Annotated in this window: 12 protein-coding genes; 8 read left to right on the forward strand and 4 right to left on the reverse strand. The window is 72.6% G+C overall.

Annotated elements, in window-relative coordinates; genetic code table 11:
- Positions 1–335: 335 nt before the first annotated feature.
- From ADK60_RS15495 to ADK60_RS15510, 4 genes are all read left to right on the forward strand, one after another.
- Positions 336–2,921: a DUF4118 domain-containing protein gene (locus tag ADK60_RS15495; protein ID WP_053646558.1), complete on the forward strand. Its 2,586-nt coding sequence runs from the start codon at positions 336–338 to the stop codon at positions 2,919–2,921.
- Positions 2,922–3,069: 148 nt separating this feature from the next.
- Positions 3,070–3,750, forward strand: a complete 681-nt coding sequence (locus ADK60_RS15500; RefSeq protein WP_030397355.1) for a response regulator — start codon at positions 3,070–3,072, stop codon at positions 3,748–3,750.
- Positions 3,751–3,869: 119 nt separating this feature from the next.
- The gene (locus tag ADK60_RS15505) at positions 3,870–4,277 is read left to right on the forward strand and encodes an OB-fold nucleic acid binding domain-containing protein (RefSeq protein ID WP_030397356.1); all 408 of its coding nucleotides are present in this window, start codon (positions 3,870–3,872) and stop codon (positions 4,275–4,277) included.
- 2 nt (positions 4,278–4,279) lie between these two features.
- A complete protein-coding gene (locus tag ADK60_RS15510; RefSeq protein ID WP_234371099.1) occupies positions 4,280–5,059 on the forward strand; it encodes a DUF3159 domain-containing protein in 780 nt (259 codons plus the stop codon).
- 74 nt (positions 5,060–5,133) lie between these two features.
- On the opposite strand, the gene ADK60_RS15515 is transcribed toward ADK60_RS15510, so the two are convergent.
- Both ADK60_RS15515 and ADK60_RS15520 read right to left on the reverse strand, forming a co-directional pair.
- Positions 5,134–5,805: a potassium channel family protein gene (locus ADK60_RS15515; RefSeq protein ID WP_045942214.1), complete on the reverse strand. Its 672-nt coding sequence runs from the start codon at positions 5,803–5,805 to the stop codon at positions 5,134–5,136.
- Positions 5,805–6,473 carry a potassium channel family protein gene (locus ADK60_RS15520; RefSeq protein ID WP_045942213.1) on the reverse strand — a complete coding sequence of 223 codons (669 nt, stop codon included), beginning with the start codon at positions 6,471–6,473 and terminating at the stop codon, positions 5,805–5,807. Before ADK60_RS15520 ends, ADK60_RS15515 begins: the two co-directional genes overlap by 1 nt.
- A 262-nt stretch (positions 6,474–6,735) precedes the next feature.
- Here ADK60_RS15520 and ADK60_RS15525 point away from each other — a divergent pair, with 262 nt between their 5' ends.
- Positions 6,736–8,808 (forward strand): APC family permease, encoded by a 2,073-nt coding sequence (locus ADK60_RS15525; RefSeq protein ID WP_107094622.1) that lies wholly within the window; start codon positions 6,736–6,738, stop codon positions 8,806–8,808.
- A 425-nt stretch (positions 8,809–9,233) separates the two neighbouring features.
- Complete coding sequence (locus ADK60_RS15530; RefSeq protein ID WP_053646562.1) at positions 9,234–10,595, forward strand: class I SAM-dependent RNA methyltransferase; 1,362 nt, start codon at positions 9,234–9,236, stop codon at positions 10,593–10,595.
- 111 nt (positions 10,596–10,706) lie between these two features.
- On the opposite strand, the gene ADK60_RS15535 is transcribed toward ADK60_RS15530, so the two are convergent.
- A complete protein-coding gene (locus ADK60_RS15535) occupies positions 10,707–10,904 on the reverse strand; it encodes a hypothetical protein (RefSeq protein WP_149030414.1) in 198 nt (65 codons plus the stop codon).
- A 247-nt stretch (positions 10,905–11,151) separates the two neighbouring features.
- Here ADK60_RS15535 and ADK60_RS15540 point away from each other — a divergent pair, with 247 nt between their 5' ends.
- Positions 11,152–11,397: a toxin-antitoxin system HicB family antitoxin gene (locus ADK60_RS15540; RefSeq protein WP_030397363.1), complete on the forward strand. Its 246-nt coding sequence runs from the start codon at positions 11,152–11,154 to the stop codon at positions 11,395–11,397.
- Positions 11,394–11,816: a hypothetical protein gene (locus ADK60_RS15545; protein ID WP_045942211.1), complete on the forward strand. Its 423-nt coding sequence runs from the start codon at positions 11,394–11,396 to the stop codon at positions 11,814–11,816. Before ADK60_RS15540 ends, ADK60_RS15545 begins: the two co-directional genes overlap by 4 nt.
- A 22-nt stretch (positions 11,817–11,838) precedes the next feature.
- Here the strand turns inward: ADK60_RS15545 and ADK60_RS15550 are convergent, their stop codons facing one another.
- Positions 11,839–12,747, reverse strand: a complete 909-nt coding sequence (locus tag ADK60_RS15550; protein WP_053646564.1) for a GNAT family N-acetyltransferase — start codon at positions 12,745–12,747, stop codon at positions 11,839–11,841.
- Positions 12,748–12,827: the final 80 nt, after the last annotated feature.

Consider the following 12,827-nt stretch of genomic DNA (forward strand, 5'->3'; position numbering starts at 1 on the left):
CCTGTGGGAGAGTAGGACGCCGCCGAACAATCATTGTGAAGAACCCCCGTCGGGAAACCGGCGGGGGTTCTTTGCGTTGTGCGTGAATTGCTGCCCGTACTGCTGCGTCCGGTGCACCGAGAAACCGAGAATTCGGCCGCCCAGCCGGCCGGTGACGGCCCCGGGTGCTGCCCCGGCGGGCACGGCGGCCTGCGGAGCCCCATCAAAATGGCGCTAAAACTCCCAGCTCAAGGCCCGGATCGCTGGCAAAGCGACGTCTTCGCCGTAGTCTCGAAGGCGAAGGGAACTGGTGTCCGGGATGGCCGCCAGCTTCGGTCGGATCAAGAATGGTGCACATGGGACGCGGCAGGCTACGGATCTACCTCGGGGCGGCCCCCGGGGTCGGCAAGACGTACGCCATGCTCGCCGAGGCGCACCGGCGGCTGGAGCGTGGCACGGACGTCGTGGTGGCGTTCGTCGAGGACCACGGGCGCCGGCACACGGCGGCACAGGTGGCGGGTCTCGAGCTGGTGCCGCGGCGGGAGCTGACGCACCGCGGGGCCGTGTTCACGGAGCTGGACCTGGACGCGCTGCTGGCGCGCCGGCCGCAGGTGGCGCTGGTGGACGAGCTGGCGCACACCAATGTGCCGGGGTGCCGGAACGAGAAGCGCTGGCAGGACGTCGAGGAGCTGCTCGCGGCCGGGATCGATGTCGTCTCGACGGTGAACATCCAGCACCTGGAGTCGCTCGGGGACGTCGTCGAGGGCATCACCGGGGTGCGGCAGCGGGAGACCGTGCCGGACGAGGTGGTGCGCCGGGCGGATCAGATCGAGCTGGTCGACATGTCGCCGCAGGCGCTGCGGCGCCGGCTCGCGCACGGCAATGTGTACGCGCCGGAGAAGGTCGACGCGGCGCTCGCCAACTACTTCCGGCCGGGGAACCTGACGGCGCTGCGGGAGCTGGCGCTGCTGTGGACGGCCGACCGGGTCGACGAGTACCTGCAGAAGTACCGGGCCGAACAGGGGATCAAGGGCACCTGGCAGGCGCGCGAGCGGATCGTGGTCGGTCTGACGGGTGGTCCGGAGGGTGCCACGTTGATCCGCCGGGCGGCCCGGATCGCGGCCCGCGGATCCGGCGGCGAGTTGCTGGCCGTGCACATCTCCCGCTCGGACGGGCTGGCCGGGTCCGGCTCGGGGTCGTCGCAGACGCTGATCGAGCAGCGGGCGCTGGTGGAGGGTCTGGGGGGTTCGTACCACGCGGTGCTGGGGGACGATCCGGCCGCCGGACTGCTGGAGTTCGCGCGCGGGGTGAACGCGACCCAGATCGTGCTGGGCACCAGCCGCCGCCCGGCCTGGCAGTACATCTACGGGCCCGGTGTGAGCGGCACGGTGACCCGGGAGTCGGGCGACATCGATGTGCACATCGTCACCCACGAGCACGAGGCGAAGGGCCGGGGGCGGCTTCCGATCCGCAGGGTGACCGATCTCGGCCGGACGCGCACGGTCGCGGGCTGGCTGATCGGGGTGGCGGGGCCGCCGCTGCTGGCGCTGCTGCTGATCAATGCGGACGGGCTCGGCCTGACCACGGACATGCTGCTGTTCCTGTCACTGACGGTGTGCGCGGCGCTGGTGGGCGGGCTGTACCCGGCGGTGGCCTCGGCACTGGTCAGCTCCTCGGCGCTGAACTACTACTTCGCTCCACCGATCCACACCTTCACGATCGACGAGCCGCAGAACATCCTGGCGGTGGCGATATTCACCGCCGTCGGCATCGCCGTGGCCTCGGTGGTCGACCTGGCGGCCCGACGGACCCATCAGGCGGCCCGCAGCCAGACCGAGGCGCAGACGCTCAGCGCACTGGCGGGCACGGTCCTGCGCGGGGCGCCCAGCGGGGACGGGGTGCTGACCGCGCTGCTGGAGCAGGTCCGGGAGACCTTCCAGCAGGAATCGGCGGCGCTGCTGGAGCGGCCCGACCCGCTCGGGGCGTGGCACCCGGTGGCGACGGCGGGCCCGCGTCCGCCGGAGCGGCCGGAGACGGCCGACGTCGACGTGCCGGTCGGGGAGAACCTGGCCCTGGCGCTGCGGGGCCGGGTGCTGCCGGGCGAGGACCGGCGGCTGCTCGGGGCGTTCGCGGCCCAGGCGGCCGTGGTGCTGGAGCGCCGGCGGCTGGCGGGGGAGGCGGCGGCCGCGCGCCGCGAGGCGGAGGGCAACCGGATCCGGACCGCGCTGCTGGCGGCGGTCTCGCACGATCTGCGGACCCCGCTGGCCGGGATCAAGGCCTCGGTGAGCTCGCTCCGCTCGGCGGACGTGGAATGGGACGAGGCGGACGAGGCGGAGCTGCTGGCCGGCATCGAGGCGGGGGCGGACCGGCTCGACCACCTGATCAACAATCTGCTCGACATGAGCCGGCTGCAGACCGGTACGGTCACCCCGCTGATCCAGGAGACCGATCTGGACGAGGTGGTGCCGTTCGCGCTGGGCGGTGTCCCGCCGGGCGCCGTCCGGCTGGACGTGCCGGAGACCCTGCCGATGATCCTGGCGGACGGCGGGCTGCTGGAGCGCTCGCTCGCCAATCTGATCGAGAACGCCGTGAAGTACAGCCCGGAGGGAGTGAAGGTGCTGGTCAAGGCCGGTGCCCTGCGGCCGCCGGGCGAGCCGGGCCGGGTCGAGCTGCGGATCGTGGACCGGGGGCCGGGGGTGCCGGAGGATGCCAAGGAGCGGATCTTCGCGCCCTTCCAGCGCTACGGAGACGCGCCGCGCGGCGCCGGGGTGGGGCTGGGGCTCGCGGTGGCGCGGGGTTTCGTCGAGGCGATGAACGGGTCCGTGACCGCCGAGGACACCCCGGGCGGCGGGCTGACCATGGTGGTCACCCTGCCGGCCGCCGAGCGTGTGCCCGGGCCGGGGGACGCGCCGGCGCCCGAGCTTCCCGCGGCTCCCGCATGACCGCCTCCGCCCCGGGAGCGTCCGGCGCCGGACGGTTCCCTCCGCACGACCGCCTTCCCGGCGACCGCTTGCCCGAAGGCCGGGCCCCGAACGACCGCTTGCCCGACGACCACCTCCCGATCCGACTGCCCCGAAAGGCGGAGCCCGCATGACCCGGGTCCTCGTCGTGGACGACGAACCGCAGATCGTCCGCGCGCTGGTGATCAACCTCAAGGCCCGCAAGTACGAGGTCGACGCGGCGCACGACGGCGCGAGCGCCCTGGAGCTCGCCGCCGCCCGCCATCCCGACGTCGTCGTGCTCGACCTCGGCCTGCCCGACATGGACGGGGTCGAGGTGATCAGGGGCCTGCGCGGCTGGACCCGGGTGCCGATCATCGTGCTCTCGGCCCGGCACGCCTCCGACGAGAAGGTCGAGGCCCTGGACGCGGGCGCCGACGACTACGTCACCAAGCCCTTCGGCATGGACGAGCTGCTCGCCCGGATGCGGGCCGCCGTCCGCCGGGCCGAGCCGGTCGCGGGGGAGGACGACTCGGTGGTGGTCACCGAGAGCTTCACCGTCGACCTGGCGGCGAAGAAGGTGAACCGGGACGGCGGCGACATCCGCCTTACCCCGACCGAGTGGCATCTGCTGGAGGTCCTGGTCCGCAACGCGGGCCGCCTGGTCAGCCAGACCCAGCTGCTCCAGGAGGTGTGGGGACCGGCCTACCGCACCGAGACGAACTATCTGCGGGTGTACCTCGCCCAGCTGCGGCGCAAGCTCGAACGGGACCCGTCCCACCCGCGTCACTTCATCACCGAGCCGGGGATGGGCTACCGCTTCGAGGCGTGAGCGGGCGGCCCTCCGGGTGCGTCCGACGGCCGCCGCGGGGCGTCCGGAGGAGCCCGCCGGGGCCCCGGGCGGCTTGCGCGGCCTGCCGCCGGGGGCCCCGGAACCGGTACCCTTCCGACATGAGTGGTGACAACAGCAGCGGCCAGCCACAGGGGCGCTTCCGCCGCATGCTCAGTCGGCTGACCTCCTCCGCGGAGGAGCTCCAGGCCGAGGAGCTGCGTCAGGAGATCGCGGCGGAGTCGGGCTGTACCCCGATCGCCAGCTGCGGGGACCGGGAACTGGTCACCGTCGCGGGCACCCTGCGCACCGTGACGCTGCGCCCGAGGGCCGGCGTGCCCGCCCTGGAGGCGGAGCTCTTCGACGGTACCGAGGCGCTGGACGTGGTCTGGCTCGGGCGCCGCTCCATCATGGGCATTGAGCCGGGGCGCCGTCTGGTCGCCAGCGGCCGGATCAGTCATGCGCGCGGTCGGCGGGTGCTGTTCAACCCCCGCTACGAGCTGCGTCCGGTCGGACACGGGAGCGAATGAGCGTGAGCAAGCAGTCCGGCGGCGATTCCGCCGCCCAGCTCGGTCTGGTGGAGATCGACGCCGACGAGGCCGCCCGTCAGGCGCAGGCCTCGCGGGAGGCCGCCGACACCGTGATGAAGGCGTTCGGCGGGGTCCGGGGCATGATCGACATGACCCTGCCCGGTCTGGTCTTCATCGTCACCTACAACATCACCCACAAGGTGCCGGCGGCCGCCTGGGCGGCGCTGGCCCTGAGCGCGCTGTTCGTGGTGGCGCGGCTGCTGAAGCGGGAGACCGTCCAGCACGCCTTCAGCGGGGTGTTCGGCGTCGCGATCGGTGCCTGGATCTCGATGAAGACCGGCAAGGCGGAGAACTTCTACCTGCCCGGCCTGCTCTGGAACGTCGGCTACTGCGTGGGCCTGGCCGTGTCGGCGCTGGTCCGCTGGCCGCTGATCGGGATCATGCTCGGCCCGGTGACCGGCGAGATGTTCACCTGGCGCAAGGAGAACCCGGGCCGGCTGGCCGCCTACACCAAGGCCACCTGGGCCTGGGTGGTGATCATGGGCATCAAGCCGCTGATCCTCTTCCCGCTGTACTTCACCCACAACGTCAATCTGCTGGGCTGGCTCAAGGTCGCCCTGGGCATCCCGCCGTTGCTGCTGGCGATGTACGTGACCTGGCAGATCCTGCTGAAGGCGCCGCCGCCGATCAAGGCGCAGCTGGACGAGGAGCCGGGGACGGAGCCGGGGCAGGAGCAGCCCGGCCACGAGCACTCCGCGGGCGGTCCGGCCCGCAGGAACTGACCGGACCGGGACGTACGGCAGGAACGGCCGGGGGCCCGCACTCACGAAGAGTGCGGGCCCCCGGCCGGGCGGTGCTACTGGGCGCCCGGGGAGCTGGAGAGCAGGTCCTCCAGCTCCTCCTCGCGCTCCTGGGCCGCCACGAAGAGCAGCTCGTCGCCGCCCTCCAGGGTGTCGTCCTTGCCCGGTACCAGTACCCGGCCCTCGCGGATGATCGTCACCAGGGCGGTGTCCTGCGGCCACGCCACGTCGCCGACCCGGGTGCCGACCAGCTCGGTGTCGGAGGCGAGGGTCAGCTCGACCAGGTTGGCGTTGCCCTGGCTGAAGCGCATCAGCCGGACCAGGTCGCCGACGCTGACGGCCTCCTCGACCAGGGCGGACATCAGGCGCGGGGTGGAGACGGCGACGTCCACGCCCCAGGACTCGTTGAAGAGCCACTCGTTCTTCGGGTTGTTCACCCGGGCGACCACCCGGGGGACCCCGTACTCGGTCTTCGCGAGCAGCGAGACGACCAGGTTGACCTTGTCGTCGCCGGTCGCGGCGATCACCACGTGGCAGCGCTGCAGCGCCGCCTCGTCGAGCGAGGTGATCTCGCAGGCGTCGGCCAGCAGCCACTCGGCCATGGGCACCCGCTCCACCGAGATGGAGTTCGGGTTCTTGTCGATCAGCAGGACCTCGTGGCCGTTCTCCAGCAGCTCGCCCGCGATCGAGCGGCCGACGGCGCCGGCTCCGGCAATGGCTACTCGCATCAGTGGCCCTCCTGCTCAGGGCCCCGCGCGAACGCGGCCTCGACCGTCGTCAGGTCGGCGCGGCGCAGCATCACGTGCACCAGGTCGCCCTCCTGAACCACCATCTGGGACGAGGGCAGCACGCCCTCGCCGAGCCGGGTGAGGAACGCGACCCGGGTGCCGGAGGCCTCCTCCAGCTCGCTCAGCCGGTGGCCGACCCACTCCGGGTTGTAGGCGACCTCGGCGAGCTGGACGGCGCCGCTCGGGTCCTGCCAGAGCGGCTCGGAGCCGCTCGGCAGCAGCCGGCGCAGCATCTGGTCCGCCGTCCAGCGGACGGTGGCGACGGTCGGGATGCCCAGGCGCTGGTAGACCTCGGCGCGGCGGGGGTCGTAGATCCGGGCCGCGACGTTCTCCACACCGAAGTTCTCGCGGGCCACCCGGGCGGCGATGATGTTGGAGTTGTCACCGCTGGAGACGGCGGCGAAGGCGCCGGCCTCCTCGATGCCCGCCTCCTTCAGGGTGTCCTGGTCGAAGCCGACCCCGGTCACCCGGCGCCCGTTGAACCCGGCACCCAGCCGGCGGAACGACGTCGGGTCCTGGTCGACCACGGCCACCGAGTGACCCTGTTTCTCCAGTGCGCGGGCGAGCGCGGAGCCCACCCGGCCGCAGCCCATGATGACGATGTGCACCGGCGCTACCTCACCCGTCCCGTTGGGGCCATGACCTGCGCAAACACCGCTCAATCTCCGTTTCCCCGCCCCGGTGTCCGGGGTGGGCGTCCTCGTGGGGCTAGGTACGACAACCTGAGTGTTGCCGCCCTGCTCGTATCCGACACGCTAGCCGGTCCACCGAACACAGTCGCGACGAAGGGGCACCCCGACGGGCGGCAAGGGGGTGGCAAGGGGGTGGCCCTTCGGACCCCGGCGTCGACTACCCCTACGATTCCTTAACGTGCCTATGCCGACTGACCTACCGAAACGCATCCTGATCGGGCGTGCGTTGCGCAGCGACAAGCTGGGGGAGACTCTGCTCCCCAAGCGCATCGCGCTGCCCGTCTTCGCCTCGGACGCGCTCTCCTCGGTCGCGTACGCGCCCGAGGAGATCCTGCTGACACTCTCCCTGGCGGGTGCCTCGGCCATCCACTTCTCGTGGCAGATCGGCGTCGTCGTCGCCATCGTCATGCTCGCCGTGGTGGCCTCCTACCGGCAGAACGTGCATGCCTACCCGAGCGGCGGCGGCGACTACGAGGTCGCCACCGTGAACCACGGCCCCAACTCCGGCCTGGTGGTCGCGAGCGCGCTGATGGTCGACTACATCCTCACCGTCGCGGTCTCCACCACCTCGGGCGTGGCCAACGTGGTGTCGGCGGTGCCGGCGCTGCGCGGCCACGAGCTGACCCTGTCGGTCGTCGTGGTCATCGTGCTGATGGGCATGAACCTGCGCGGCGTCCGGGAGTCCGGTTCGGCCTTCGCCGTCCCGACCTACGCCTTCATGGTCGGCGTGCTCGGCATGGTGGTGTACGGCGTGGTCCGGCACTTCGGCCTGGGGCAGGACATGCCCGCCGAGAGCGCCGGCTTCCACCTGGAACCGACCGCAGGGAACGAGTCCCTGGCGGGCTTCGCCATGGTGTTCCTGTTGCTCAAGGCGTTCTCCTCGGGCTGTGCGGCGCTGACCGGCGTGGAGGCGATCTCCAACGGCGTGCCCGCGTTCCGCAAGCCGAAGAGCAAGAACGCGGCGACCACCCTGCTGATGATGGCCAGCATCGCGGTCGTGATGTTCATGGGCATCATCTGGCTGGCCCGGCTGACCGGCGTCCAGATGGCCGAGGAGCCCGCGGAGCAGCTGGTCGGCGTGCCCGGCGACTACCACCAGAAGACCGCGCTGGCGCAGATCAGCGAGGCCGTGTTCTCCAACTTCACGCCGGGCTTCTACTTCGTCGCCGCCGTGACCGGCCTGATCCTGGTGCTGGCCGCGAACACCGCGTTCAACGGCTTCCCGGTGCTGGGCTCGATCCTGGCCCAGGACCGCTACCTGCCGCGCCAGCTGCACACCCGCGGCGACCGGCTGGCCTTCTCCAACGGCATCATCCTGCTGGCGCTGGCCGCGATCCTGTTCATCATCGCCTTCGACGCGGACCCGACCAGGCTGATCCAGCTCTACATCGTCGGCGTCTTCGTGTCGTTCAACATGAGCCAGTCCGGCATGATCCGGCACTGGACCAGGCACCTGCGCACCGAGACCGACCCGGCCAAGCGCCGCCACATGCAGCGCAGCCGGGCGATCAACACCTTCGGCCTGGTGATGACCATGGCCGTGCTGATCGTCGTGCTCGCCACCAAGATCAGCCACGCCTGGATCGCGATCGCGGCGATGGTCGTGCTGTTCGTGATGATGAAGGCGATCCGCCGGCACTACGACCGGGTGTCGGCGGAGCTGGTCGCCGCCGAGGAGCCGGACGACGTGGTGCTGCCCACCCGGGTGCACGCCATCGTCCTGGTCTCCAAGCTGCACAAGCCGGCGCTGCGCGCGCTGGCGTACGCGCGGCTCGCCCGGGCGCACACCCTGGAGGCGGTGACCGTGAACGTCGATCCGGCGGACACCGCGGCGCTGCGCGCGGAGTGGGACGAGCGCGGCATCGAGGTGCCGCTGAAGGTCCTGGACTCGCCGTACCGGGAGATCACCGCGCCGGTGCTGGACTACGTGAAGAACCTGCGCCGCAGCAGCCCGCGCGACGTGGTCTCGGTGTACATCCCGGAGTACGTGGTCGGCCACTGGTACGAGCACCTGCTGCACAACCAGAGCGCGCTGCGGCTGAAGGGCCGGCTGCTGTTCAAGCCGGGTGTGATGGTGACCTCGGTGCCGTGGCAGCTGGAGTCGTCCGAGCGGCGCAAGCCGCAGAAGGCCTGGTCGGCGCCGGGTGCGGTGCGACGTGGTGAGCCCCGGGCGCCGAAGGCCGTAAAGTCGGAAGTCTCGGCGAAGCCCGCCGGGTCGGCTGACAGCGGCAAGAAGGACTCCTCCCAGTGACCCGCAACACCCCGTCTCGTTCCAACGGCTCCTCCGGCAAGGGTGCCCGCAAGGGCGGTTCGTCCGGCCGGCCGGGGCAGGTCGCCCGGCCCCGCTGGGGCAAGCCGCAGCGGCCGGAGGCGACCGACCGCGACGGACTCACCGCGCGGACGGCGCCGCTCGCGCCGGAGGAGCGCGCTCCGGAGCGTGCCCCGGAGCGCACTGAGCGTGCTGAGCGCACCGACCGGCCGGAGAAGGCCGGGCGCACCGAGCGTGCCGAGCGGTCCGGGAGCGCCGGGCGGTCGGACCGGGCCGAGCGTGCGCCGCGCGGCGAGCGGGACGGCCGTTCGGACCGTTCCGACCGTTCGGGCCAGCAGGGGCAGCCGGGCGACCGGTCGAAGGACGGCGCGCGCCCGCGCAAGCAGGCCGTGCGCCCGCCCCGCGCGCTGCGCTCCACCGCCCGCGCGCCCCGCGCCGAGTCCGCGCCCAAGACGCCCGCCGGTGACTCGCTGATCGGCGAGCGCTACGAGGTCGAGGTCGGTCCGGTCGCCCACGGCGGCGGGCACTGCGTGGCGCGGCACGAGGGCCGGGTGCTGTTCGTCCGGCACACGCTGCCGGGCGAGAAGGTGATCGTCCAGGTCACCGAGGGCACCTCCTCCTCGCGTTTCCTGCGCGCCGACGCGGTCGAGGTGCTGGAGCCCGCCAAGGAGCGGATCGCCCCGCCGTGCCCGTTCTCCGGGCCCGGCAAGTGCGGCGGCTGCGACTGGCAGCATGTGACGCCCGGCGGCCAGCGCAAGCTCAAGGTGCAGGTGCTGACCGAGCAGCTGGCCAAGCTGGCGGGCCTGACCCCGGCCGAGGCCGGCTGGGACGGCAGCGTCGAGCCGGTCGGCGACAAGCTGCCGGCCGGGCAGGTGCCGGCCTGGCGCAGCCGGATCCAGTACGCCGTCGACCCGGGCACCGGCAAGGTCGGGCTGCGCAAGCACCGCTCGCACGACATCCAGCCGATCGACCGCTGCCTGATCGCCACCGAGGGCGTCACCGAGCTGGGCGTGGAGGCGCACGACTGGCCGGGCGTCGCCTCGGTCGAGGTCATCGCCGCGGCCGGCTCCTCCGACCGCCAGGTGGTACTCACCCCGGCCCCGGGCGCCCAGCTGCCGCTGGTCGAACTGGACCGGCCGGTCTCCATCAGCCGCATCGACGAGCAGGGCAACACCCACCGGGTGCACGGCCGGAACTTCGTCCGCGAGCGCGCCGCCGGGCGGACCTGGCGGGTCAGCGACGGCGGCTTCTGGCAGATCCACCCCGAGGCCCCGGACACGCTGGTCGACGCCGTCCTGGACGGTCTGGACCCGCAGTGGGGCGAGAACGCGCTCGACCTGTACTGCGGGGTGGGCCTGTTCGCGGGCGCGCTGGCCGACCGGGTCGGCGAGGACGGGGCGGTGCTCGGCATCGAGTCCGGCAAGCAGGCGGTGGCCGACGCCCGGCACAACCTGGCCGCGCTGGAGAACGTCCAGATCGAGTGCGACCGGGTGGAGGCGCTGCTGCCGCGCACCGGCATCACCGCCACCGACCTCATCGTGCTCGACCCGCCGCGCGCGGGGGCCGGGCGGGAGACCGTCGCGCACCTGGCCGGTCTCGGCGCCCGCCGGATCGCGTACGTGGCGTGCGACCCGGCGGCGCTGGCCCGGGACCTCGGGTTCTTCCGCGAGGGCGGCTACCGTCCGGTGTCGCTGCGGGCGTTCGACCTGTTCCCGATGACGCACCACTTCGAGTGCGTGGCGATCCTGGAGCCGATCGCGGGCGCGTAGGTACGGGAGCGGCACGGGCCCGGCAGGGCGGTCCGGCACGCACAGGACGGAGGCGGCACCCGGCGTTCGCGCGGGTACCGCCTCCGTCGTCTCGTGGGCCGGTGCGGCGGCTCAGGGCAGGTTGTGCTCCTCTTCCCGGGCGTCGTGCGGCAGGTCGACGCCGTGCTGGGCGGCGAGCCGCAGCAGCCCGGCGATCCGGCCCTCGTACGCCTGGACGCCGTCGGCGTCCCCCTCGGCCCGGGCGGCCGCGAGTTCCTTGCGGGCCTGGTCGAGCTGCTCGCGCAGCTCCTGGTCGAACATGGCTGTCATTGCCGGCCTCCACAACCGGTCGGTGCCGCTCCAGGGAATGCTCAGGGCACTTCAGAGTCTCCGAAGGTGAAGAACTCTTCAAGTCTCACTCCCGGCGGGCCCGGGCGCGTCGGACGAGGGGGGAGCGGGTAGTCGGTAGGGGCGTACGGCGGGCGTGCCGGTGGGACGTGCGGGTGTACGCCGGCGGGGCGTGCGGCGGGATGCGCGAGCCCTTGTTGTGCTAGCACTTCGGCGCTAGCTTGAATTCATGGGTAAGAAGCAGCTGAACGTTCGGGTGGACGCCACCACCGCGGAGATGGCCCGGGAGCGGGCGGAGCAGCAGGGGATCAGCATGAACCAGTACATCGAACGCCTGGTCCAGCAGGACATGGGCGAGGCGGGGCGGGTGTTCGTCGACGCGGCCGCGCAGTTCATGAAGGAGTACGAGACGGCCTTCCTGGCCGAGTTCGGCGAGCAGCGCGGCGAGGCCGACCTCCAGGACGTGCGCCGTTGAAACTGGAGGTCGACCTCTCGTGGCTGCTCATGACCGCCGAGCAGTACACGCCCGGTGACCCGCAGGTCACCGACTACGGATCGCTGCTCGCCGCCGTCGCCCGGCACCAGGCCGAGATCTTCGACATCGCCGTCTACCCCGAGCCGCAGGACCGCGCCGCCGCCCTGATGCACCAGCTGATCCGGGTGCCGGCGCTGGAGAAGACCAACGAGCTGTTCGCCACCGCCGTCGCCTACGCCTATCTGGTGGCCAGCGGCTGCACGGTGGCCACCACCGCCCGTGAGGTGCGCAGCCTCGCCCGGGCCATCCGCGAGGGGCGGCTGACCGTCTCCGGGGTGGCGGACCGGCTGGCCGTCTGGGTGGTGGACGAGGCCGAGGACGAGGAGGTCAGCGGCGAGGACGACGACGACGCGGAGTGAGCGGCGGGGGCGGTCGAGCGGCTCAGTGGGATCCGGTGTCCGGTTCGGTGTCCGGTCCGGATCCCGGTTCGGCTCCCGCTCCCGGTTCGGTGTCCGGTTCGGCGATCAGCGCCGTCGCGAAGGAGCGGAAGCCCGCCCGGCGGTAGATCCGGGCCACGTCCTCGTCCGCGGCGGACAGGAACACCGTCCGCACCCCGCCGGCCCGGGCGTGCGCGACCAGGGCCGCGGTGACCGCCTGCGCGAGGCCCTGCCGGCGTGCCGAGGGGAGGGTGCCCACCCCGGCCACCTCGGTGACCTCGCCGACCGGGTTGTGCTGGCCCGCGCAGAGCGCCGTGCCGTCCGCGAACGCCGCCGCGAGCGCCGTCCTCCCGGCGGTGATCCGCCCGGCGAGCCGCTCCGCCGTCCCGTCGGCCTTCAACGCCTCGGCCCGCACGGCCAGTTCGGCCGGACCCGCGCTGCCCACACCGGTACCCGGCTCGCCGAACGCCAGGTGCGGGACGGCCAGCGCCTCGGCGAGGGCCGGGTCGTCGGCGGCCAGCACCCGCACCGATACGCCGTCCGGTCCGGAGGTGTCCCCGTTCCCGTTCCCGTGCCCGTGCCCGTCCCCGACTCCGTGCTCGTCCGGGTAGCCGTCCTGCGGGCCGAGCACCAGCAGCGGGTGCTCGTGCACGGTCAGCCCCGCCTCCTCCACAGCGGCGCGCAGCAGCGGGTCGTGCTCCGCCACCCACTCGAAGGCCTCCGGCAGTCCCAGCTCGCGCTGGCGGGCCCGCACCCGGCGGACGTCCGCCGCGGTGACGGCCGGACCCTCGTGGCCCAGCGCCGGCCGGGCGTAGTACGGCCAGCCGGCGCCCTCCGCGACGAACAGGCTGAGCGGGCCGAAGTCCTCGGCCCGGGCGGAACTGCGCGGCACGGCGTCGTAGTAGCCCTCGATCGCTTCGAGGAGGGCCGGGTCGGGCTGTGCCGGGGCGGCGGTGGTGGTCGGGGTGCTCGGGGTCGGGGTCGGGGTGGTGG

Origin of the sequence: Streptomyces sp. XY431 (assembly GCF_001279805.1) — a bacterium.
Classification (GTDB): Bacteria; Actinomycetota; Actinomycetes; order Streptomycetales; family Streptomycetaceae; genus Kitasatospora; species Kitasatospora purpeofusca.